Source organism: Actinoplanes nipponensis (assembly GCF_016862275.1).
GTDB classification, from domain to species: domain Bacteria; phylum Actinomycetota; class Actinomycetes; order Mycobacteriales; family Micromonosporaceae; genus Actinoplanes; species Actinoplanes nipponensis.
This window is the reverse complement of the sequence record NZ_BOMQ01000098.1, coordinates 1-22620: the sequence shown is the minus strand read 5'-3', so window position 1 is coordinate 22620 and position 22620 is coordinate 1. Positions and strand designations below refer to the sequence as shown.

At 75.5% G+C, this 22620-nt stretch carries 15 protein-coding genes; 9 read left to right on the top strand and 6 right to left on the bottom strand.

The genetic code is table 11. The features are described 5' to 3' along the window. Window positions 1-75 precede the first annotated feature (75 nt). Genes Ani05nite_RS38915 through Ani05nite_RS38900 form a run of 4 tightly spaced genes read left to right on the top strand, consistent with a single transcriptional unit; the run spans window position 76 to window position 6039 of the window. The gene (locus tag Ani05nite_RS38915) at window positions 76-651 is read left to right on the top strand and encodes an ATP-binding cassette domain-containing protein (protein WP_203776880.1); all 576 of its coding nucleotides are present in this window, start codon (window positions 76-78) and stop codon (window positions 649-651) included. After that, the gene (locus Ani05nite_RS38910) at window positions 648-1889 is read left to right on the top strand and encodes an ABC transporter substrate-binding protein (protein ID WP_203776878.1); all 1242 of its coding nucleotides are present in this window, start codon (window positions 648-650) and stop codon (window positions 1887-1889) included. Before Ani05nite_RS38915 ends, Ani05nite_RS38910 begins: the two co-directional genes overlap by 4 nt. Then, window positions 1886-3670 carry an ABC transporter permease gene (locus Ani05nite_RS38905; protein ID WP_203776876.1) on the top strand — a complete coding sequence of 595 codons (1785 nt, stop codon included), beginning with the start codon at window positions 1886-1888 and terminating at the stop codon, window positions 3668-3670. The genes Ani05nite_RS38910 and Ani05nite_RS38905 overlap by 4 nt, the downstream gene beginning before the upstream one ends. Further along, a complete protein-coding gene (locus tag Ani05nite_RS38900) occupies window positions 3667-6039 on the top strand; it encodes a tetratricopeptide repeat protein (RefSeq protein ID WP_203776874.1) in 2373 nt (790 codons plus the stop codon). The genes Ani05nite_RS38905 and Ani05nite_RS38900 overlap by 4 nt, the downstream gene beginning before the upstream one ends. An 18-nt stretch (window positions 6040-6057) precedes the next feature. On the opposite strand, the gene Ani05nite_RS38895 is transcribed toward Ani05nite_RS38900, so the two are convergent. The 6 genes from Ani05nite_RS38895 to Ani05nite_RS38870 form a co-directional block, all read right to left on the bottom strand. After that, the gene (locus Ani05nite_RS38895) at window positions 6058-6843 is read right to left on the bottom strand and encodes a hypothetical protein (RefSeq protein WP_203776872.1); all 786 of its coding nucleotides are present in this window, start codon (window positions 6841-6843) and stop codon (window positions 6058-6060) included. A gap of 195 nt (window positions 6844-7038) precedes the next feature. Continuing rightward, window positions 7039-7650 carry a hypothetical protein gene (locus Ani05nite_RS38890; protein WP_203776870.1) on the bottom strand — a complete coding sequence of 204 codons (612 nt, stop codon included), beginning with the start codon at window positions 7648-7650 and terminating at the stop codon, window positions 7039-7041. A gap of 165 nt (window positions 7651-7815) precedes the next feature. After that, the gene (locus tag Ani05nite_RS38885) at window positions 7816-9390 is read right to left on the bottom strand and encodes a DHA2 family efflux MFS transporter permease subunit (protein WP_203776868.1); all 1575 of its coding nucleotides are present in this window, start codon (window positions 9388-9390) and stop codon (window positions 7816-7818) included. 184 nt (window positions 9391-9574) lie between these two features. Then, on the bottom strand, window positions 9575-9973 hold the full coding sequence (locus tag Ani05nite_RS38880) for a nitroreductase family deazaflavin-dependent oxidoreductase (RefSeq protein WP_203776866.1): 399 nt from the start codon (window positions 9971-9973) through the stop codon (window positions 9575-9577). Window positions 9974-9977: 4 nt separating this feature from the next. Beyond that, window positions 9978-10490: a flavodoxin domain-containing protein gene (locus tag Ani05nite_RS38875; protein ID WP_203776864.1), complete on the bottom strand. Its 513-nt coding sequence runs from the start codon at window positions 10488-10490 to the stop codon at window positions 9978-9980. Continuing rightward, the gene (locus tag Ani05nite_RS38870) at window positions 10487-11947 is read right to left on the bottom strand and encodes a nitronate monooxygenase (RefSeq protein ID WP_239131073.1); all 1461 of its coding nucleotides are present in this window, start codon (window positions 11945-11947) and stop codon (window positions 10487-10489) included. Before Ani05nite_RS38870 ends, Ani05nite_RS38875 begins: the two co-directional genes overlap by 4 nt. Before the next feature lie 239 nt (window positions 11948-12186). Here Ani05nite_RS38870 and Ani05nite_RS38865 point away from each other — a divergent pair, with 239 nt between their 5' ends. The 5 genes from Ani05nite_RS38865 to Ani05nite_RS38845 all read left to right on the top strand — a co-directional run. Next, complete coding sequence (locus Ani05nite_RS38865; RefSeq protein WP_203776860.1) at window positions 12187-12966, top strand: electron transfer flavoprotein subunit beta/FixA family protein; 780 nt, start codon at window positions 12187-12189, stop codon at window positions 12964-12966. Window positions 12967-12990: 24 nt separating this feature from the next. Further along, on the top strand, window positions 12991-13959 hold the full coding sequence (locus Ani05nite_RS38860; RefSeq protein WP_203776858.1) for an electron transfer flavoprotein subunit alpha/FixB family protein: 969 nt from the start codon (window positions 12991-12993) through the stop codon (window positions 13957-13959). Window positions 13960-13964: 5 nt separating this feature from the next. Next, a complete protein-coding gene (locus Ani05nite_RS38855) occupies window positions 13965-16100 on the top strand; it encodes a (Fe-S)-binding protein (RefSeq protein ID WP_203776856.1) in 2136 nt (711 codons plus the stop codon). Next, window positions 16097-17782, top strand: coding sequence for an acyl-CoA dehydrogenase family protein (locus tag Ani05nite_RS38850; RefSeq protein WP_203776854.1), 1686 nt, complete (start codon window positions 16097-16099; stop codon window positions 17780-17782). Before Ani05nite_RS38855 ends, Ani05nite_RS38850 begins: the two co-directional genes overlap by 4 nt. Next, a partial coding sequence (locus tag Ani05nite_RS38845) for a type I polyketide synthase (RefSeq protein ID WP_203776852.1) occupies window positions 17779-22620 on the top strand: 4842 nt, incomplete at its 3' end. The genes Ani05nite_RS38850 and Ani05nite_RS38845, both read left to right, overlap by 4 nt.

Sequence of the window (22620 nt, the reverse complement as noted above, 5' to 3'; positions counted from 1 at the left end):
CCGCCTGTCGATGTCCGGGCCGGCGGACCGAGGAGGTGGGCGGCGATTCTCGAGGCACGCGAGCTGGTGGTGGCGGTGCCCGGCCGGGACCCGGTCAAGGTCTCGTTCGCCGCCCGGGAGGCGGATCCCGTCGTGGTGACCGCCGGCGCGGACGCCGCGACGGCGCTGGCCCGGGCGGTGGCCGGCTTGGCCCCGGCCGTCTCCGGGCAGGTCCTGGTCGGCGACCGCGACGTCACCGCGCTGCCGCCGGGCGCCCGCCAGATCGGGTACGTGCCGCGCGGGGGCGCGCTGCTGCCGCACCTCACCGTCCGGCAGAACATCGAGTACCTGGTCTGGCGGCAGGAGTCGGTGCACGAGATCGTCCGGGGCTGGGCGTCCACCCTGGTCTACCAGCTCGAGCTGGGGCCGGTCCTGGAGCAGCGGCCGCACGAGATCACCGCGCAGCAGCGGATGCGGGGCGCGCTGGCCCGGGCGGTGGTGTCGATGCCCGAGGCGCTGGTGCTCGAGCGGCCCGACCCGGCCGTCTGCGGGCCGCTGGACGACCTGCTGGCCCGGATCGAGTCGCCGGTCTCCGCCGCGCCGGCCACGGCGGTCTTCGGGGACCGGTCGGTGGCCCCCGACGGGGCCCGCACCGTGGCGGTGACGCCGTGACCAGCCGGCGGGCCGTCCTGGGTGGAGCGCTCGGCGCGGTCGTCGCCGGGGCCGGCGGCTGCGGCGGGTCCGGGCGGCCGGTGCAGGTGGCGGTGGTCTGGAGCGGCGGCGAGCTGGTCCGGTTCCGCGAGGTCGTCCGGCAGTACCCGCAGCCGGTCGACGTGGTCAGCACCCGCAACGACATCGACGCCTTCCTCAGCGCCCGCTACCGGGCCGGCAACCAGCCGGACGTCGCGATCGTGCCGCAGATCAGCCTGATCGCCGACTACGCCCGCCGGGGCTGGCTGCAGCCGGTGCCGCCGGAGGTCACCGGGCGCTTCGCGGACAACTGGCGGGCCATGCTCACCGTCGACGGCCGCGAGTACGGCGCCTGGGTGAAGGCCGCGCACAAGTCGCTGGTCTGGTATTCCCCCGACCGGCAGGGCCCGCCGCCGGACACCTGGCCCGCGTTCGTGTCGCTGGTCCGCGAGCTCGCCGGCGCCGGCCGGCGCGCGCCCCTGGCGATCGGCGCGGCGGACGGCTGGGTGCTCACCGACTGGCTGGAGAACCTGCTCATCGGCCTGGCCGCCGACGGCCAGTACCAGGGCCTGGTGGACGGGGCCGAGCCGTGGGACGGCCCGCTGGTGCGGACCGCGCTCACCGAGCTCGCCGCCGTCTGGGCGATCCCCGGCGCGTTCCCGGACGGGATCGGCCGCGCGCTGATCACCCAGCAGGAGGAGTCGGTCATCCAGGTCGCCGAGGGCCGCGCCGCGATGGTGGTCGAGGGCGACTTCGTCGCCGCCACGGCGGAGCGGTTCCGGCCGGCCGGGGCGACCGCGCTGACCGCCGCGCGCTTCCCCGCCGGCCCCCGCGGCCGGCCGCTGCTGGTGGCCGGCGACGCCGCCATGGTGTTCGCCGGGTCGCGCGCCGGCGCCGAGCTGCTGGAGTGGCTGACCCGGCCGGAGTCGTTCCGGCCGTGGATCGCCGCCGGGGGCTACCTGTCGCCGAACACGCTGATCACGCCGGACGCGTACGGGCCGGCGGCGGCCCGCGCGGCGGAGCTCAGCGACCCCGGGGGAGCGCCCCGGTTCGACCTGTCCGACCAGCTGCGCGGCTCGCTCGGCGGCCCCGACGGGCTGGGCAGCTGGAAGATCCTGCAGGACTTCCTGGCCGAGGTGAACCGGCCCGGCGCCGTCGACCGGGCCTGCCGGCGGCTGGTCCGCGCGGCCGCGCAGGCCCGGCGGGAGGCGGGCTCGTGACGCGGCCGGCGCGCACCCGGCCGGCGCCGGCCCGGCTGCTCGGCGAGACCGTGGTCATCGACGACGTCGGCCCGGGGCGGCGCAGCCGGGCCTACCCCAGCGGCGGCTTCGCGTCCCTGCTGCTGGTGCCGATCGCCCTGCTGCTGGGCGGCATCCTGCTCTGGCCGGTCGGGCGCACCGTGCAGGCGAGCCTGACCGGGCCGGACGGCCGCTGGGTGGGCCTGGCCAACTTCCGCATCGCGCTCGCCGCGGAGGGCACCTGGGAGGTGCTGGGCCGCACGGTGTTGTGGGCGGCGGTGGTCCCGGTGGTGGTCATCGCGCTGGGCTACCTGCTGGCGGCGTCGCGCCGGAGCGGCACCCTGCTGCTGCTCGCGCCGATGGCGTTGCCGCTGGTGGTGACCGGGGTGATGTTCCGGCTCTTCTACGACCCCGACCCGGCCCGCGGCACCGGCACCGCGGTGCTGACCGCCCTGGCCGGCCTGTTCGGCGTGCCCGCCGGCGCCGCGCCCGCCTGGCTGGGCCCCGACCTGATCACGGTCGCGCTGATGTCGGCGTTCGTGTGGGCCTGGATCGGCCTGCCCGTGGTGGTGTTCCGGGCGGCGCTGGACGCCCTGCCGGCCGACCTGGCCGACGCCGTCCGGGCCAGCGGCGGTGGACGGCTCGACGTGCTGCGCGACGCGCTCTGGCGGCCGCTGCTGCGGCGCACCGCCGCCATCGTGTTCGCGCTGGTCGCGCTGGGCACGGCCCGGGCCTTCGACCTGATCCTGGTGATGGCGCCGGGCTCCAGCCTGGACGAGGCGGCCAACCTCGCCGTCCGGGTCTGGCAGACCTCGGGCAGCGCCACCACCGGGCCGGCCGCCGCCCTGAACACCCTGTGGCTGGTGGCGCTGGGCATCGGCGTGGTGGCCGCGGCGGCCGGCGGCCGGCAGGCGTGGCCCCCGCCCGCCCCGGCCCCGGCTCCGGCCCGGGCGGCGGCCGAGCGCACCCGGTGGCCGGTGCGCCGCGCCCTGCCGGTCCTGGTCGCCCTGCTCTGGGCCGTGCCGGTGCTCACCCTGGTGGCCACGTCGCTGCACTCGCCCCGGGAGGCCGCCATCCGCGGCTGGACGGCGGCGTCGTTGCGGCTCAGCTCCTACCGCGAGGTGCTGGCCCAGGACGAGGTGCTGCGCTCGTTCCTGTTCACGGCGGCGCTCGCCCTGTCGGTGACCGTGCTGGTGATCGTCGTGGCCCTGCCGGCCGGGTACGCCCTGGCCCGGCTGCGCCCGCCCGGTACGTCCGCCGCCGGGGCCCTGCTGGTGGCCGCCTCGGCGGTGCCGGTGCAGGTGGTGGCCGGCCCGATCAACGAGGTGCTCGCCCGGGTCGGGCTGGCCGGCACCAGCGTGGGGCTGGGGCTGGTGCACGTGGCGCTCGGCGCGCCGTTCGCCGTCCTGGTGTTGCGCAACGCGCTGGCCGACGTGCCCGGCGCCCGGATCCGCGCCGCGCGGATCGCCGGCCGGCGGGAGTGGGGCGTGTTCTGGCGGACGGCGCCGGCCGCGGCGCCGGCCATCATCGCCGTGGCGGTGCTGGAGTTCGTCCAGGTCTGGAACGACTTCGTGGTCGGCCTGCTGTTCGGCGGCTCCGGCACGCCGCTCGGGCTGATGGTGTTCGGCCAGACCCGGCAGTTCGTCTCCAACAGCGGCACCCTGGCCGCCTTCGCGCTGCTCGCGTCGGTGCCGCCGCTGCTGGTCATCGTGCTGGCCCGCCGCCAGGTGATCGCCGGTCTGGTGTCCGGGGCGGTGCGATGAGCCCGCGGCCGCAGCCCCGCCGGCCCCATCGGTGGCAGTGGGTGCTGACCGCGTCCATCGCCGTCGGGTCGGTGGTCGGTGGCATCGCGAGCAACATCCTGGCCGATCTGATCGACCCGGACCTGGGCGCCCTCACCTGGATCATCGCCGGGGGCGGGGTGGTGCTCGCCGGGGTGCTCGCCACCTTCGAGGTGCGCGGCCGGCGCGCCCTGCAGGCCGACGCGGCGGTCGAGCCGGTCCCCGCGGTGCCGGTCCAGGAGGCCGGGGTGCCCACCGACCTGCCCGACACCACCGGCTTCGTGGGCCGCCGGACGGTGGTCGACTGGCTGGCCGGCGCCGTACGGACCGAGCACGCCGTCGCGCTGCTCGGGCGGCGGGCGGTCGGCACGTCCGCCTGTGTCGTGCAGGCGGCCAACGCCGTGCGCGGCCACTACCCCGACGGCCAGCTGTACCTCGACCTCCGCAAGACCGACCGGCACGGCCGGGCCCGCTCCCTGCGACCGCGGGAGGTGGTCGACGCGCTGTGCCGCAAGGCCGGCGTCGACGAGGCCGCCCTGGCCCAGGCGGCCGACCCGGACGCGGCCGCGACGCTGCTGCGCGCCGGGCTCGGCGACCGCCGGGTCCTGCTGGTGCTGGACAACGTCGACTCGGCGGAGCAGGTGCGGCCGCTGTTGCCGCCGGCCCGGCGGTGCCGGCTGCTGCTCGCCGGCGGCCCGGCGCTGTCCGGCCTCAAGGGAGTCCGCGTGCGCCACCTGGCCGAGCCGTCCACCGACGACGCGGTGGAGCTGTTCGCGGCGGCCGCGCGCGACGCCTCCGGGGCGGCGCGCCGCGACCTGTCCGGCGACCGGAGCGTACGGGACATCGTGGAGCTGGCCGGCCGGCAGCCGCACGCGGTCCGGGTGCTCGGCTCGTGGCTGGCCGCCCACGGATGGTCGCCGCCGGACCTGCTCCGGGCGTTGCGGCACGGGCTGGACGGCGGCCGCGTCGACGCCACGCTGACGCTGCTGGCGAGCCGGGACCGGGCGTACGCCGCGCTCGGCGCCGACACCCGGCGCCTGGTCCGGCTGCTCGCGCTCGTGCCGCAGCCGCTCAGCCGCAACGCCGTCGCCGCGCTGGCCGGCGCCAACCGCGGGCACACCGGCCGGATGCTCGACCAGGCGGCGGACGGCGGGTTCGTCACGGTCACCCCGGACGGCCGGTACCGGCTGCGGCCGCTGCTGGTCCCGTACGCCCGGATCCACCTGCTGTGCGACGAGCCGCCGCGGCGGCGCGCGGCCGCCCAGGCCCGGCTGGTGCGGCACCTGGCGCGGCAGGCCGAACGGCACGCCGAGGTCCTGCCCGACCAGGAGTCCGACGCCGGACCCGGCGGCTGGTTCGGCCGGCACGAGGCGCTGCTGCGGACCCTGGTCTGCGAGCAGTGGGGCCGGCCGGGCGCCCTGCCGGCCCACCCGCCACGCCGGATGCGCCGCTGGTGGTTGCGGCTCGCGGTCGCCCTGTGCACCTGGTACGCGTCCGCCGGCCGGCTCGACGACTGGGCCGCGGTGTGCGTCGCGGTGCTCAGGAGCCCGGTGGCCCACCGCTCGGCCGCGGTCGCCGGCTGGGCGCACAACGAACTCGGCGCGGTGTACCGGTGGCAGGGCGACCCGCACCGGGCCGCCGTCGAGCTGACCGCGGCCGTGGCGCTGCGCCACCGCCGGGGCGCCGCCCAGTCCCGCACCAACCTGGGCCTGGCCCTGCTGGACCAGGGCGACGTCGACGGGGCGCTCGACCAGCTCCAGCGGGCCCGCCAGCAGCGCTCGCCGAGCGACCGGGCCGGCCAGGCGCTCACCGAGCTGGGCCTGGGCGTGGCGTTCCTGGCCCGCGAGGAGCCGCGGTTCGCCGGCCGGCACCTGATCCGCGCGGCGAACCGGTTCGAGGCCATCGGCGACCGGCGCGGGTACGCCGCCGCCCTGACCAACCTCGCGCTGGCCCAGTGGTGGCTGGGCGAACGCCTGGACGCCGCGCACGCCTGGAGCGCGGCGCTGGACTGCCACCCGGCCGTCAACGACCGGCAGGGGCACGCGGCGGCGCTGCTCAACGCCGGGGCCATCGTGGCCGCCGGGGCGACCGCCGCCGACGCGGCCGGGCCCGGCGACCACCGGCGGGCCGCCCAGGCGCGGCAGCTGCTGGAGCAGAGCCTGCGCATCCGCCAGGCCGACGGCCGGCCGGTGGGACGCGCGCTGCTGCACCTCGGCGACGTGGCGCGGCTGCTGGACGGGCCGGACGAGGCGCGCCGGCACTGGGAGGCGGCCGCCGAGGCGTGCGAGAAGGCCGGCGACGCGGACGGCACGACGGCCGCGCGGGCCCGGCTGCAACCGGACGCCGGCTGACCGACCGGTCCGCCACCATCACACTCCCAGACCGCGCAGGGCTGCGAAGCTGACCGGGGCGACGAACCGCACGCGACGGGGCCGGACCCGCGGGGTCAGGTGACGCACGGCGGCGGCCCGTGCAACCGCGACGGCGGCCTCCCGCCGCAGGCTGTCGCGCGTGGTCCGGGCCAGCTGCGCGTCGTGGCGGGCGGCCTTCTCGGCCATGACGGCCCGCTGGTGCAGCCGGCGCCGGTGCGCGACCGTGGCCCGCTGCACGGCGAACTCCTGCTCGACCGGGTGCAGCCACGGATTCCAGCCGCCGTGCCCGGCCAGCGCCTCGGCCGGCGCGGTGGCGGGCAGGTCCCCGCGGCCGGCGGCGGCGACGATGGTCCGGTGCAGGAAGCGCTCGCGGTCGGCGTACTCGGCCGGGGTGCGGGCGGCCGGCATCGGGAAGGCCGACGCGGCGCGGACGACCGTCAGGCGCTGCGCGGCGTCCTGCCACTCCTGCCAGGCCGTCGCGGCGTTCTGCTCACTGTGCCGGGAGTGCTCACGCCAGCGGTCGGCGACCCGGGCTGCGCGCTCGGCTGCCACGGTGAGCTCCTCGGCGTACCGCACGGCGTGTGCGGCGTCCTGCCCGCGGCGGGCGCGCTCGGCTCGCCAGCGACGGAGAAAGGGCACCGCGTCGATCAACACCAGATGCGGATCACGGACGCCGTCGACGCCGGCCAGGGCGGCCACCGACAGGGCGGCCAACAGCAGCAGCGTCATCCAGATCGCCAGCGGCGCCGGATCGGTCAGCATCATTTCGGCTACCACGTTCATGGTCAGAGAAGGTCCCTCGATAGGTACGCGGGTCGATGACGGGGTTTCCGGGCGGCGTGGTCTCGCTGCGGGGTGAATGTGGTGCGGGGCGGTCTGCGCGTGGGGCGGGAGGCCGGGACGTCGGGCGTGGTGAGCCGGCTCGACGGCGGCGGAAAGGTGGGACATCGGGGGGTGGCCGCCCGCCCGGGCAGATCGTCAGGCAGACGCGGTGGGCGGGGCGCGGGTCGGACAGGCCGCGCCGGCCGGGCGGGTGCGCAGCACGAGCGCGGGGCAGCCGGCGAGCGGATCGCGGTGGCCCGCCTCCGCCGGTGCGGCCGGCGGCCCGGTCGTGACCGTTGTTGCGATCTGCGCCCGGGTGTCGCTGTGGTGATCCGCTCCGGGGGAGTCGGTGGTTGTTGCGGAGGCTTGAATCCGGGATCCGTGGCGGCGGCTCGCGGGGGGCACGGAGATGGCCGAGGTGGCCCGGGCGCGGGCCTCGCCGGCCCGGCCGCCCGCGACGGACTCGGTGGTTCCGGCCGGGGCCGCGTCGCTGTGGCGGTGTGCTCGGGCGGGCCCGCTCGTTGCCGCGGCGGCTCGGGCCGGGGCGTCGCTGTGGCGGTTGGCCGCAGCGGGCAGGGCGGTGGTCGAGGCGGCGGCCGGGGTTCGAGCGTCTTCGGGCGACGCGGCCGCGGCCGGCACCATCGGGCCGAGTCCGGCCGGCTCGGCGGCGGGGGGAGGGGGCACCGAGAGCCCGGCGATCACAGCGAGCAGCAGGGCGAGCAGCGCCGGCGGCGAGGGCCGCGCAGCGCGGGTCGCCTTCGTCGCCATGGCGCCAAGGTACGGCCTCGGACGACGCCGGCGCGGTGACACGCGCGATCGACGTGTCACCGTGCCGGCGGGATCAGCCCTTCGTGGGCCGGCGCCGCGGCCGGTGCGGCTCCCGCTGGCGCGAGAGCCCGGAGCCGGTTGCGAGCGTGCCGGCCTCTCCGTCGTTCAGTGCACCAGCACCGTGGCCTCGGTCCGGTCGCCGCCGGAGCCGGTGGCGTGCGGCGCGGGCTCGCGCTTGCGGGGCAGGAAGGCGATCGGGATGAAGGTCGCGAGCACCAGGATGAAGCCCACCCAGAACGTCGAGGCGAACGAGTCCGCCACGAACTCCAGGCCGCGCTGGATCACCGACGGTTCCACCGGCAGCTGCTGGCCGTGCTGGCTCGCGATCGCCGCGCCCGCCTCGGTGATCGGCTCGCCGGTGCGGGGGTTGTTCAGGCCCGGGATGGGCGCCGAGCCGTTGAGCCGGCTGGTGAGGATCACCGACATGATCGCGGAACCGATCGAGCCGCCGATCTGCTGGAGGATGTTCACCAGCGTGGAGCCGCGCGCCACCTCGTGGCCGGCCAGCGTCCGCAGCGCCGAGGTCATGATCGGCATCATCGTGCCGCCCATGCCGAGGCCCATCACGAACAGCGAGCCGCACAGCAGCACGTACGAGGTGTCCGTGCCGACCTGGGTGAACGTGAAGAACCCGAGGGCGATGAGCGACATCGCGAACGGCACCGTCCGGCCCACCGGCACCCGGTCGGCCAGGGTGCCGGCGATCGGCATGGTCAGCATCGCGCCGAGGCCCTGCGGCGCCATCAGCAGCCCGGCGTGCAATGTGGACTCGCCGCGGACCTGCAGGAAGTAGCTGGGGAACAGCAGGCCGGCGCCCATGAACGCGATGATGAAGACGAACAGGGAGATCGACGCCACCGACAGGTTGCGGTTGCGGAACAGCCGGAGATCCAGCAGCGGGTGCGTCCGGCGGAACGAGTACAGCACGAAGCCGATCACCAGCGCGGAGCCGGCGAGCATCGGGATCCACACCTTGGCGGCGGTGATCGTGCCGGTCTCCGGCAGCGACGAGACGCCGAACAGGAACAGCGCGAGGCCGGGCGAGAGCATCAGCATGCCGACGAAGTCGAACGACTCCGCCGGGTGGGGCTCGTCCTTGGGCAGCGCGAACTGGGCGTACACCAGGCCGATGGCGCCGATCGGCACGTTGATCAGGAACACCCACTGCCAGCTCGCCGCCTCGATCAGCCAGCCGCCGAGGATCGGGCCGGCGATCGGGCCGAGCAGCATGGGCACGCCGAGCACCGCCATCAGCCGGCCGATGCGCTGCGGGCCGGCCGCCCGCGTCATGATCGTCATGCCGATCGGCATGAGCATGCCGCCGCCGAGGCCCTGCAGCACCCGGAAGGCGACGAGCTGTTCGATCGAGCCGGCGGTGGCGCAGAGCGCGGAACCCATCGTGAACAGCAGCAGGGCCAGCATGTAGAGCCGCTTGGTGCCGAACCGGTCGGCCGCCCAGCCGCTGAGCGGAATCACCGTCGCCAGCGCCAGGGTGTAGCCGGTCATGGTCCAGGCGACCTGGGCGTACGTGGCGTCGAACTCGGTCTGGAACGTCGGCAGCGCGACGCTCACGACGGTGATGTCGAGGATCGACATGATCGCGCCGAGGACCACCACGCCGGCGATCTTGAATACGGCGCCGTCCAGCTTGGTGGGCGGCGCGACGGCCTGATCGGTCACAGGGAACTCCATGTTCGTCGGCTACGGCCATCTGCCGCGTGCCGGGTCCCCCGCCGCGTGATGGCAGGCGACCATGCTGTCACGCCGGCCGGGTCGCGTGCGTACCGTTTTTCCGAGACACCCCCGCTGAGCAGGCCGAATTCCCGTCGGGGTGACCGACGGCACAGTGCCCACCGGCCCGGCGTCAGCCGTTGGCCGCGGGGCCGAGCACCGGCAGCTCGACGCAGTACGCGGTGTGGATCACGTGCCGGAGGACGAACCGGACCACCCACGGCAGGTCCCGGACGCCCTCGGCGACCGGGATGATCCGGGGGGCACCCAGCTCCAGCCGTTCGCGGCCCAGGCGCATCCGGCACCGCCCGGCCGCCTGGATGTTCTTCAGCCAGTCCGACCCGAGCCCGAAGTTCACTCCGACCACGACCGTGCCGGGACCGCGGAACGCGCGCAGCGGCGTGTGCCGCACCCGGCCCGACCGGCGGCCGACATGTTCCAGGTCGGCGAACCAGGCGTGGCCGGCCAGGTGGAGGGTGGCCCGGTTGACGCGGCCCCGGAGGCGCCGGCCCAGCGGCCGGGGGAAGGGCATCCCGTCACGTCCCCGGCCGCGCCGCGGTGATCTCGGCGGCCACGTGGCGCGCCCAGGCTCGGACCCGCTCCGGGTTGCGGAAGTCGCCGGTGTGGCCGTCGTGCTCCAGCCGGCGGGCCACGAAGCCGAGCCAGCCGTGCGCCTCGTCGGTCAGCCGGCCGCCGAACGTCACGTGCTCGCGCGCCTGCAGCAGCTGCATCGCCACCTCGGCCTGGTGGTTGGGCGGCAGGTCGGTGTCGTCGGCCGTGTGGTCGAGCGGGCCGCTGCTGAACAGGTAGACCGGGCGGCCGGCGAACCGGCCCTCGAAGTGCTTGGCGAACTTGCGCGCGTCGTTGTGCCAGCCGGCGGCGTACATCGCGGCGCCGAGGACCAGCGCCTCGTAGCCCTCCACGTCGTCCACCGCGCCGGCCGACAGCAGCCGCGTGTCGAGCCCGGCCGCGCGGAGCTCCTCGTCGATCCAGCCGGCGATCTCGGCGGTGGATCCGCCGGTCGTCCCGTATGCCACCAACACCGTCATGGCTGTTCCCCCTCCGGGCCGAGCAGATAGGCCACCACCTCGGCGGCGCGGTACGTCTCCCGGCCCGCGGGCAGCCGCCGCAGCAGGTCCCGTACGCCGGTGAAGTCGGTGCCGGCGGTGATCACCGCCGGTTCGGTGTAGTCGTGGGCGCGCCGCTGGGCGAGGCCGGCCGCCGCCATCAGCCCGTTGCACAGGCAGCGCCGTCCGACCGTGTTGGCCACCCGTCCCGCGCCGTGGCTCTGGTACATGGCTTCCGGCTCCGCGGGGCAGCGGTACCCGACCGTGCCGTCCGCCTTGCGGTACGGGGTCCGCAGCACCCCGAGGTCGCACAGCCGCTCCCGGGCGGCGTACACCTCCTCGTCGGCCAGCGTGCCGGGCAGCTGCACGACCTTGAACGGGAAGCCGGTCGGCGAGGCGCGGTCGTCGGTGCGTACCGGCACCTCGCCGCGGGCGGCCAGGCCGAGCACGCGGCGCTTCCACGCCGGGGCCATCCCGGACTCCTCGCAGTACGCGAACGCGGTGCCCACCTGCACCCCCGCCGCGCCGGCGTCCATTGCCCGGGCCAGCCCGGCCGGGGTGCCGTACGAGCCGGCCATCCAGAACGGCAGGCCGACGCCGGCCATCAGCCGGGGGTCGACCACGTCGCGGTCGTCGTAGACGAGCTGGCCGGAACCGTCCAGCCGGCGCGGGCCGCGGGGCGGCGCGTTGTGGCCGCCGGCCTCGAAGCCCTCCACGATGAAGCCGTCGGGCCGGGTGACGGGGTTCGCGGCCAGCGCCTCGGCCAGGTCGACGGAGGCGACGATCGCGTCGAAGCGGGGGCGGCGGGGCGGCTGCCGGCCGGGCACGGCGTACGCGCGTGGGTCGAACCGGACGGCGTGCTCGCCGTCGGCCGAGGTGGCGCCCTGGACCTTGACCGGCAGTTCGACCGGCTGGTGGCGGGCCAGCCCGTCGAGCAGCGCGGGCAGGTCGGCCGGGTTGCCGGCGCCCATCAGCACGTGGTCGACGCCGGCCAGCATCGCGCCGTAGCAGGCGAACGGGATGGGCAGCTCGATCTTGCGCAGGTAGTTGATGCCGACCGGGCCGTCGTGGCCCTCCTTGGCCAGGAACACCTCGACGAAGTTGGCGGCGATGGTGAGCTCGGCCAGCGCCCGGGACGGCTGCAGGCTGAACCGCAGCACCGGCCGGAACGGCGCCGTGGGCGCCTTGCCGCCGGCCACGTAGTAGGTGCGCAGGATCCGTTCGGCGACGCCCGGCACCGGGAAGTGGGCCAGGGCCCGGCGTACGTCACCGCCCAGGTCGCCCTGTTGCAGCCGGCGGGCGCAGACCACCTCCAGCGCGGTGCCGGACACCACGCCCAGCTGGCCGGTGCGCGACACGGCCCGGGCCAGGGGCCAGCCGGAGATCGCGACACCCATGCCGCCCTGGATGATCCGCGGGCCGAGAGCCGACTTGGTCATCGTCATTCTCCCCATCGCCGGGCCGGATGCCGCCGTTGGCGTGCCGAGTCCGACCGAGCCTCCCGCCGGCGCGCGGGCCGCCGCCAGTGCCGTTCGGCCCCCCACTGCCGACGGAGGCCGGGGGCGGTAAGTCAAGAGGTCCAACGCCCCTGTCATCGGGGACGTCGGTGCCTGAAGTTGATCGACGATCGTCTCTACGCTGCGTAATCAGGACCCCACGACACCCTGGACGGTTCGTCATGAAGATCGCAGTGCTGATCAAGTATGTTCCGGAGGCGACCGCGAGCTGGCGCTTCGCCGACGACCGCGCGCTCGACCGCGACGGCGTCGAAGGGCGGCTGTCCGAGTTGGACGAGTACGCCGTCGAGCAGGCCATCCGGCTCGCCGAGGCGGGCGCCGCCACCGAGATCAGTTACCTGACGATGGGCCCGCCCCGGGCCGTCGACGCGCTCCGCAAGGCGCTCGCCATGGGCGGCGACCGGGCGGTGCACGTCGTGGACGACGCGCTGCACGGCACGGACGCCGCCGGCACCGCCGCGGTCCTCGCCGCCGCGCTCCGGCGGATCGAGGCCGATCTGATCATCTGTGGCATGGCGTCCACCGACGCCGAGATGTCGGTGCTGCCGGTGATGGTGGCCGAGCGGCTCCAGCTGCCGGCCGTGGTGAACGCCGCGGTGCTGAAGGTGGCGGACGGCTCCCTGACCGTCGAGCGCGACACCGAGGACGCGACCGAGGAGGTCGTCGCGCCGCTGCCCGCGCTGGTGTCGGTCACCGACCGGTCCGGCGAGGCCCGGTACCCCTCGTTCAAGGGGATCGTGGCCGCCAAGCGCAAGCCGGTCACCACCTGGTCGCTGGCCGACCTCGAGATCCCGGCCGACCGGGTCGGCGCCGGTGGCGCCGCCACCGAGGTGCTGGCGGTCCGGCCCAGCCCGCCGCGCGAGGCGGGCACGGTCATCACCGACGAGGGCGACGCCGCCGCGCGGCTGGCCGACTTCCTCGCCGCCAACAAGCTTCTGTAGACCACGAGCCCCCTGGAGGCTGCGGTGAGCACAGTCCTGGTCCTCGTCCACCACGACGACGGGGTCATCCGAAAGTCGAGCCTGGAACTGCTGACGCTGGCGCGCCGGCTCGGCGATCCCGCGGCCGTCGTCCACGGCGACGCGGGCGACGCCCTGGCCGAGGCGCTCGGCCGGCACGGCGTGACCACGGTGTACGCGATCGCGCCGCCCGATCCGGAGTCGTACCGGCCGGCGGTCGAGGCGCTGGCGCTGGCGCAACTGGCGGCCCGTACCGCGCCGGTCGCCGTGCTGATCACGTCCGGGCCGAGCGGCACGGAAGTCGCGGCCCGCCTGGCGGTCCGGCTCGACGGCGGCATCATCACCGACGCGGTGCAGGTGCGCGCCGAGGCCGGCGGCCCGGTGGCCACCCAGTCGGTGTTCGCCGGCGCCTGGCTGGTGGAGGGCCGGGTCCGCCGCGGCACGCCGGTCATCACCGTACGGCCGAACGCCGTCACCCCGGAGCCGGCCGCCGAGCCGGTCACCCCGCAGGTCGAACGGGTCGAGCTGGCCGAACCGGTGCCCGCCGCGGTGCCCCGCGTGGTCGCACGCCGGGCCAAGGCCGCCACCGGCCGGCCGGAGCTCACCGAGGCGACCGTGGTCGTCGCGGGCGGCCGGGGCGTGGGCTCCGCGGAGGGGTTCGCGCTGATCGAGCGCCTGGCCGACGAGCTCGGCGCGGCCGTCGGCGCCTCGCGGGCCGCCACCGACCTCACCTGGTGCCCGCACGAGTTGCAGATCGGCCAGACCGGCAAGACCGTCGCCCCCCAGCTCTACCTGGCCGGCGGCATCTCCGGGGCGATCCAGCACCGCGCCGGCATGCAGGGGTCACGGACCATCGTGGCGATCAACAAGGACCCGAAGGCGCCGATCTTCCAGATCGCCGACTTCGGCGTGGTGGGCGACGTGCACACGGTGCTGCCGGCCCTGATCGACGAGATCGCGAAGCGCAGAGGCTGAGTGCCGTGGCCCTTCGACTGATCCTCGGCCTGCTGATGACGGCGGTGGCGTTCACCGTCGCCGGCCGTCGCCTGTTCATGCTCTACCGGCTCGGCCGGGCCGCGCAACCGGCCGATCCGGGCCGCACCCGGGGCGGGGCGGCCCGGTTGCGCGCCGAGCTCACCGAGGTCCTGGGCCAGCGCAAGCTGCTGGCCTGGACCGTGCCCGGGGTGGCGCACGCGCTGGCCTTCTGGGGATTCCTGGTGCTCGCGCTGACCATCGTCGAGGGGTACGGGGCGCTGTTCCAGCGCGACTTCCACCTCCCGCTGATCGGCACCGAACCCTGGCTGGGGTTCCTGGAGGACCTGTTCGTCCTCGCCACCCTGGTGTCGGTGCTGATCTTCGCGGGCATCCGGGTCCGGCACTCGCCGGCCCGGGAGGGCCGCCGCTCGCGCTTCTTCGGCTCGCACCTGGACGCGGCGTGGCTGGTCCTGTTCATGATCTTCAACGTGGTGTGGAGCCTGCTGCTCTACCGCGGCGCGCAGATCAACACCGGCAACTTCCCGTTCCCCGGCGGGGCCTTCGCCTCCGAGGCGGTGGCCCGGCTGATCCGGCCGCTCGGCGCCGGCGCCAACGACGTCATCGAGACCGCCGGCCTGCTCCTCGCGCTCGGCATCGTCCTGCTGTTCCTGGTGCTGGTGGTGCACTCCAAGCACCTGCACATCTTCACCGCCGTCGGCAACGTGGCGTTCGGCCGCCGGCCGCGGGCGCTGGGCGCCCTGCTGCCGGTGTACTCCGCCGGCCGGCCGGTCGACTTCGAGGACCCGGGCGAGGACGACACCATCGGCCGCGCCTCGATCGAGGACTTCACCTGGAAGGGCATGCTCGACTTCGCCACCTGCACCGAGTGCGGGCGGTGCCAGTCGCAGTGCCCGGCCTGGAACACCGGCAAGCCGCTGTCACCCAAGACGCTGATCATGGGCTTGCGGGACCACGCCCTGGCCGCGGCGCCGTACCTGCTGGCCGGGGACAAGTCCCGGGTGGACGCGCTGGCCACGGCGGCCGCGCAGACCCCGCTGGTCGGCGTCGACGGCGTGGTCCACCCGGACGTGCTCTGGTCGTGCACCACCTGCGGCGCCTGCGTCGAGCAGTGCCCGGTCGACATCGAGCACGTCGACCACATCGTCGACATGCGCCGCTACCAGGTGCTGATGGAGTCCAGCTTCCCGCCCGAGGCCGGGGTGCTGCTGCGCAACCTGGAGCACGCTGGCGATCCGTGGGGCCGAGGGGCCGGCGCCCGGACCGAGTGGACGGACGGGCTGGACTTCCCGGTGCGCACGCTGGACGGCGAGCGCCTGCCCGACGACGTGGAATACCTGTTCTGGGTGGGCTGCGCCGGCGCCTTCGACGACCGCGCCCAGCGCACCACCCGGGCGGTCGCCGAGCTGCTGCACACCGCCGGGGTGTCGTTCGCCGTGCTCGGCGGCGACGAGACGTGCACCGGCGACCCGGCCCGGCGGATCGGCCACGAGGTGCTGTTCCAGCAGCTCGCCGCCCAGAACGTCGAGACCCTCAACAACGCGGGCGTCCGCCGCATCGTGGCGACCTGCGCGCACTGCTTCAACACCCTGGCCAACGAGTACCCGCAGCTCGGCGGCGCCTACGAGGTGCTGCACCACACCCAGCTGCTGTCCCGGCTCGTGGCCGACGGCCGGCTCGTCCCGGTGACGCCGGTCGACGCCACCATCACCTACCACGACCCGTGCTACCTCGGCCGGCACAACCGGGTCTTCACACCGCCGCGCGAGCTGCTCGGCAGCGTGCCCGGGGCCCGCCTGACCGAGCCGGCGCGCACCCGGGAGACGTCCTTCTGCTGCGGCGCGGGCGGGGCCCGGATGTGGATGGACGAGACGATCGGCACCCGGATCAACGAGACCCGCACCGACGAGCTGCTCGCCGGCCGGCCGGACATCGTCGCGGCGGCCTGTCCCTACTGCGTCGACATGCTCGGCGACGGGGTGGCCCTGCGCCGCCAGCAGGACCGGGTGGACGAGCACGTCGTGGTGACCGACGTGGCGGAGGTTCTGCTGCGTTCCGTCCGCGAACCCGCCGGTCCGGCGGCGCCCCTCACCGCGAACGAACCCCGAAAGGCCCAGCCATGACCACGACCACCGGCCTCGACCGGGACACCCTCGACATGATGCTGTCCTCACTGGACGACTTCCTCGCCCAGCACCTGCCGGAGAGCCGCCGGCTCGAGCTCGACCACGAAGACACCTGCCCCGAGGACACCGTGCGCGCGATGTGCGGCGACGACCTCGGCGTGCACCTGGTCTTCATCCCCGAGGAGTACGGCGGGCTGGGCGGAGGCGCGTTCGACTCGTACCGGCTCTGCGAGCGGATGGCCCGGATCGACATCGGCGTCGCCACGTCGGTGTTCGCGACGTTCCTGGGCAGCGACCCGATCCTGGTCGGCGCGACCCGCGAGCAGCGCAAGGAGTGGCTCGGCCGGATCGCCGAGCAGGGCATCCTGTTCGCCTACGGCGCCACCGAGCCCGAGGCGGGCAGCGACCTGGGCGCGCTGACCACCACGGCCACGCCGGTCGAGACCGACGGCCGGATCACCGGCTACCGGCTGACCGGGCGCAAGCAGTGGATCAGCAACGGGTCCATCGCGGACGTCAGCACGATCCTCGCGCTGGCGCCGGGCGGGCCGTCGTGGTTCGTCGTCGAGCGGGGCACGCCCGGCTTCTCGACCGCCCCGCCCGAGGACAAGCACGGGATCCGGCTGTCGAACACCGCGGCGCTGTTCCTCGACGACGTGGTGGTGCCGGTGGAGAACCTCATCGGCCGGGTCGAGGGCCGCGGGCTCGTCCAGGCGCAGCAGGTCTTCGGCTACACCCGGGTGATGGTCGCGGCGTTCGGGCTGGGCGGCGGCTGGGAGGCGGTCGACCGGGCCATCGCGTACTCCGCGAACCGGATCCAGGGCGGCACGCCGCTGGCGCGCAAGCAGGGGTACACCCACAAGCTGATCGTGCCGCACGTGGTCCGTCTCGAGGCCGCCCGCGCCTTCCTGGAGGAGACCTCCGGGCGCCTGGACGCCGGCGAGGGCGCCGACGGGGCGCTCAACACCGAGGGCGCCATCGCGAAGTACCTGGCCACCGAGGCCGGCAACGCCGCGGCCGAGGCGGCGATCCAGGCCCACGGCGGGTACGGCTACACCCGGCCCTACCAGGTCGAGAAGATCAAGCGGGACGTCCGGATCACCACCATCTACGAGGGCACGTCGGAGATCCTGGAGATGACGATCGCCCGGGACCGCTGGCAGCAGCACCTGAAGACGGCCGGCCGCTACCACCGCGACGCCGCCCGTGAGCTCGCCGGCCTGCCCGGCGACTCCGGCGCCCCGGCCGCCGCCCTGGCCCTGGAGTGCCTGGGCGCGGTGCTGGACGCCTGCCGGACCGGCCGGCTCACCCGCAACCAGCACGTCCTGCTGCGGCTGGGCGAGCTGATCGCGTACGCCGAGACCGCCGCCGCCCTCGCCCGCCGGGCCGTCGCGGCCGCCGCCGGCACGCTGCCGGAGAAGGCCGACCGGCGGTTCGCGCCGGCCACGCTGGCCGCGATCAGCCGCGTCTTCGCCCGCGAGGCGGCCCTGAAGGCCGCCGAGGAGGGGCTGCGGCTGGTCGTCGGCGCGCAGCCCGCGCCGGACCCGCACGCCGACCCGTCCGCCGCGCTCCCGCTCGACCGGGTCCGCGCCGCGCAGGCCGGCCTGCTCGCCGACCTGGACGCCATCGCCGCCGCCCTCTACGACCGAGAAGACTCCCTGGAGGCAGCGTCATCATGACCGCCCCGAGCCCCATCACCCCCATCGCCGTGGTCGGCGTCGGCGCCGTCATGCCCGACGCGCCGGACGCCGCCGCGTTCTGGACCAACATCAAGGCCGGCCGCTACTCCATCAGCGACGTGCCGCCCGAGCGCTGGGACCCCGAGCTGTACTACGACCCGGACCCGCACGCCCCCGACAAGACCTACTCCCGGATCGGCGGCTGGGTCCGCGACTTCACCTGGGACCCGCTGGCCTGGCGGCTGCCCGTGCCGCCGGCCATCTCCGCGCAGATGGAGGAGGGCCAGAAGTGGTCGGTCACCGCCGCCCGCTCGGCCCTGCTCGACGCCGGCTGGCCGGACTGGACGGTGGACCCGGAACGGGTCGCGGTCATCATCGGCAACGCCATCGGCGGCGACAAGCACTACCGCACCGTGCTGCGGGTCCAGTACGCCGAGATGGTGCACCGGCTGCGCACCGCCCCCGCGTTCGCCGCCCTGCCGCCGGACGTGCGCTCCGCGGTGCTGGCCGAGACCAGCGAGTCGTTCCTGGCCGGCCTGCCGGAGATCACCGAGGACACCATGCCCGGCGAGCTGGCCAACGTGATCGCCGGCCGGGTGGCGAACCTGTTCAACTTCCGCGGCCCCAACTTCACCACCGACGCGGCGTGCGCGTCCGGGCTGGCCGCGATGTCGGCGGCGGTCCGCGGGCTGCAGGCCGGTGACTTCGACGCGGCGGTGACCGGCGGGGTCGACCGCAACATGAACGCCGCGGCGTTCGTCAAGTTCTGCAAGATCGGTGCGCTGTCGGCCACCGGCACGCGGCCGTTCGACGCCGGCGCCGACGGGTTCGTGATGGGCGAGGGCGCGGCGCTGTTCGTGCTCAAGCGCCTCGCCGACGCCGAGCGCGACGGCGACCGCGTCTACGCGGTGCTGCTCGGCCTGGGCGGCTCCAGCGACGGGCGCGGCAAGGGCATCACCGCGCCGAACCCGGTCGGGCAGCGGCTCGCGGTGGAGCGCGCCTGGCAGACGGCCGGGCTGGACCCGGCGCTGGCCACCTGCGTGGAGGCGCACGGCACCTCGACCCGGGTCGGCGACGCCACCGAGCTCGGCAGCCTGAGCGAGGTGTTCGCCAAGGCCGGCGCGGCCCCCGGGACGATCGCGCTCGGCTCGGTCAAGTCCAACATCGGCCACCTCAAGGCCGCCGCGGGCGCCGCCGGGCTGTTCAAGACGGTCCTCGGTCTGCACGAGAAGGTGCTGGCCCCGAGCCTGCACTTCGAGCAGCCGAACCCGAACGTGGACTGGGACGCCATCCCGTTCCGGGTCAACACCGAGCTGCGCGAGTGGCCGGCGCCCCGCGAGGGCGTGCGGTGCGCGGGGGTCAGCGCGTTCGGCTTCGGCGGCACCAACTTCCACGCGGTCGTCGAGGAGTACGTCCCCGGACGGCACCGGCCGTCCGACGCGACGGCCCGCTCGTACGCCGGGGTGGACCTCGACCGGCGCATCTCCGCACCGGCCGCGTCCGCCATCGCCGCGCCCGTCGTCCCGGCCTCCGCCGGCGGGACGGCCGGACCACGGCCCCCGCTGCGCGGCGCGGCCGTCGTGGGCGGACGCGACGAGGCCGACGTCGCCGGGCAGCTGACCCGGCTGGCCGCCGACGCGGCGGCCGGCCGGGCGCCCGCGCCGGCGGCGCCCGATCCCGCGCTCGCCGGCGCCGCCGTGCGGGTCGCCATCGACTACGCCGACGCCGCCGAGCTCGCGGCCAAGGCGGGCAAGGCGGTCGAGGCCCTGCGCGCGAACGACCCGGCGCGCTGGCGGCTCCTGAGGGCCCAGGGCGTGTTCGTGGGCCGCGGCGCCCCGGGCCGGGTGGCGTTCCTCTACACCGGCCAGGGCTCGCAGTACGTCAACATGCTGCACGAGCTGCGCGCCCGGGAACCCGTCGTGGCCGGCGCCTTCGCCGAGGCCGACCGGGTGATGGCGCCGCTGCTGGGGCGGCCGCTGACGGAGTACATCTTCGACGAGGGCACCGACGAGGCCACCCGCCGGCGCCTGGAGCAGCAGCTCATGCAGACCGAGATCACCCAGCCGGCGGTGCTCGCCACCGACCTGGCGCTGACCCGGCTGCTGGAGTGCTACGGCCTGCGCCCGGACATGGTGATGGGACACAGCCTCGGCGAGTACGGCGCCCTGGTCGCCGCCGGCGCGCTGTCGTTCGACGCCGCGCTGGAGGCGGTCAGCGCCCGCGGCCGGGAGATGGCCAGCCTCACCATGGCCGACAACGGCGCGATGGCGGCGGTGTTCGGCCCGCTCGCAGAGATCGAGCGGATCGTCGCGGCCACCGAGGGATACGTCGTGGTGGCCAACATCAACAGCGGCAAGCAGGCCGTCATCGGCGGCGCCACCGACGCGGTGGAGCGGGCGATCGCGGCGTTCCAGCGGGCCGGCCTGACCGCCACCCGGATCCCGGTGAGCCACGCCTTCCACACCTCGATCGTGGCGCCGGCCAGCGAGCCGCTCAAGGCGGCCCTGCGCCGGCTCGACGTGCGCCCGCCGACGCTGCCCATCGTCTCGAACGTCACCGGCGAGTTCTACCCGGCCGACGCCGACGTCGAGACCATGCTCGACCTGCTCGGCCGGCAGGTCGCCGCGCCGGTGCAGTTCGTCAAGGGCCTGCGCACGCTGTACGCCGCCGGCGCCCGGGTCTTCGTGGAGGTCGGCCCCAAGAAGGCGCTGCACGGCTTCGTCGAGGACGTCCTCGGCGACGACGCGCTGGCCCTGTTCACCAACCATCCGAAGGCCGGCGACGTGCCCTCGTTCAACCAGGCGCTCTGTGGCCTGTACGCCGCCGGTCTCGGCTTCACCGCACCGGCCGCCGGCGTCGTCGCGCCCACGGCGGGAAGGACCACCATGACCACCGACCGGTACGCCGAACTCGGCCACCTCTTCGCCGACGTCCTCGAACGCGGCATGCAGGTCTACGCCGGCGCCGCCCCCGGGGAGCCGCACCTCCCGGCCGCGGGCGCCGAACCCGTCGTGATCACCGGCGCCGCGCTCGGCCTGCCCGGGGTGCCGCGGGTCTTCGACGACGAGAACGTGGGCCGGATCCTGTCCGGCCAGCAGTTCATCGACACCGTCCCGCACCGGCTGCGCCGCGCGATGGTCGACCGGCACATCACCCGGCTGGTCAAGCGGGAGTCCGGCGACCCCACCTTCGAGACGATCGACAACGAGGCCGACGTCATCAAGCTGGCCGGCCGGGGCGCGCCGGTGGACGTCGTCACCGAGTTCGGCGTCGACGCCGCCCGCGACGCGGCGCTGGACAACGCGACCCGGCTGGCCATCGGCGCCGGCTTCGACGCGCTCCGCGACGCCGGCATCCCGCTGGTCATGCAGTACAAGACCACCACGCTGGGCACCCGCCTGCCGGACCGCTGGGGCCTGCCGGCGGCGATGCGCGACGACACCGGGGTGATCTTCGCCTCGGCGTTCCCCGGCTACGACAACTTCGCCCGGGACCTGGAGCGCTACTTCACCGACCGGGGCCGCCGCGAGCAGCTGCTCGCGCTCGAGGCCGTCCGGGCCCGGCTGGGCGGCGACGGGGCCGCCACCGCCGAGGTGGACCGGCGCATCGGCGACCTGCGGCACGTGCTCGCCGCCGACCCGTACGTCTTCGACCGGCGGTTCCTGTTCCGGGCCCTGTCGATGGGGCACTCCCAGTTCGCCGAGATCATCGGCGCGCGCGGGCCGAACACCCAGATCAACGCCGCCTGCGCGAGCACCACGCAGGCCACCGCGCTGGCCGAGGACTGGATCCGGGCGGGCCGGTGCCGGCGGGTCGTGGTGGTGTCCGCCGACGACGCCACCTCCGAAGCCCTGCTGCCCTGGCTGGCGTCGGGGTTCCTGGCCTCCGGGGCGGCCGCCACCGACGACATCGTCGAGGACGCCGCGACGCCGTTCGACCGGCGCCGGCACGGCATGATCGTGGGGATGGGCGCCGCGGCGTTCGTCGTCGAGACGGCCGACGCCGCCCGCGAGCGGGGCCTGCAGCCGATCTGCGAGGTGCTGGGCGCGGTCACCGCGAACAGCGCGTTCCACGGCACCCGGCTGGACGTCGAGCACATCGGCCAGGTGATGGAGGGACTGCTCCACCAGGCCGAGGCGCGCGGCGTGCGGCGGCACGCGATCGCGCCGGCGACGGTGTTCGTCTCGCACGAGACGTACACCCCGGCCCGCGGCGGCAGCGCGTCCGCCGAGATCAACGCGCTGCGCCGGGTCTTCGGCGCGGATGCCGACGCCGTGGTCATCACCAACACCAAGGGCTTCACCGGGCACGCGATGGGCGCCGGGATCGAGGACGTGGTCGCGATCAAGGCGCTGGAGACCGGGCTGGTGCCGCCGGTGCCGAACTTCAAGGAGCCCGATCCGGAGCTGGGGCAGCTGAACCTCTCGACCGGCGGCGCCTACCCGGTGCGGTACGCGCTGCGGCTGGCGGCCGGCTTCGGTTCGCAGATCGCCATGTCGCTGCTGCGCTGGACGCCGCTGCCGGACGGCCGGCACCGCGCGCCCGACGAGCTCGGGTACGCGTACCGGATCATCGACCCGGCGGCCTGGGAACGCTGGCTGGCCGCGGCGGGCGGTCCCGGCGCCCGGTTGGAGGTCGTGCAGCGCAGGCTGCGCGTCGCCGACCGCGGCGCACCGCCCGTGACGCAGCCCGCGGCGCCGGTGGCCGCGCCGGTGACCGTCGCGCAGCCCGTCGCCGCTCAGCCCGCCGCTCAGCCCGTTGCCACGCCGCCCCCGCCGGCCCTCACGCCACCGGCGCCCGTCGTCGCCGAGGTGACCGCGCCCCCCGAGCCGGTGGTT

What these genes read in the sequence shown, in the direction of transcription:
- Ani05nite_RS38900 (WP_203776874.1), top strand. Translation starts at nt 3,667, where the DNA reads ATGAGCCCGCGGCCGCAGCCCCGCCGGCCCCATCGGTGGCAGTGGGTG.
- Ani05nite_RS38895 (WP_203776872.1), bottom strand. Translation starts at nt 6,843, where the DNA reads ATGAACGTGGTAGCCGAAATGATGCTGACCGATCCGGCGCCGCTGGCG.
- Ani05nite_RS38890 (WP_203776870.1), bottom strand. Translation starts at nt 7,650, where the DNA reads ATGGCGACGAAGGCGACCCGCGCTGCGCGGCCCTCGCCGCCGGCGCTG.
- Ani05nite_RS38880 (WP_203776866.1), bottom strand. Translation starts at nt 9,973, where the DNA reads ATGCCCTTCCCCCGGCCGCTGGGCCGGCGCCTCCGGGGCCGCGTCAAC.
- Ani05nite_RS38875 (WP_203776864.1), bottom strand. Translation starts at nt 10,490, where the DNA reads ATGACGGTGTTGGTGGCATACGGGACGACCGGCGGATCCACCGCCGAG.
- Ani05nite_RS38870 (WP_239131073.1), bottom strand. Translation starts at nt 11,947, where the DNA reads ATGACCAAGTCGGCTCTCGGCCCGCGGATCATCCAGGGCGGCATGGGT.
- Ani05nite_RS38865 (WP_203776860.1), top strand. Translation starts at nt 12,187, where the DNA reads ATGAAGATCGCAGTGCTGATCAAGTATGTTCCGGAGGCGACCGCGAGC.
- Ani05nite_RS38850 (WP_203776854.1), top strand. Translation starts at nt 16,097, where the DNA reads ATGACCACGACCACCGGCCTCGACCGGGACACCCTCGACATGATGCTG.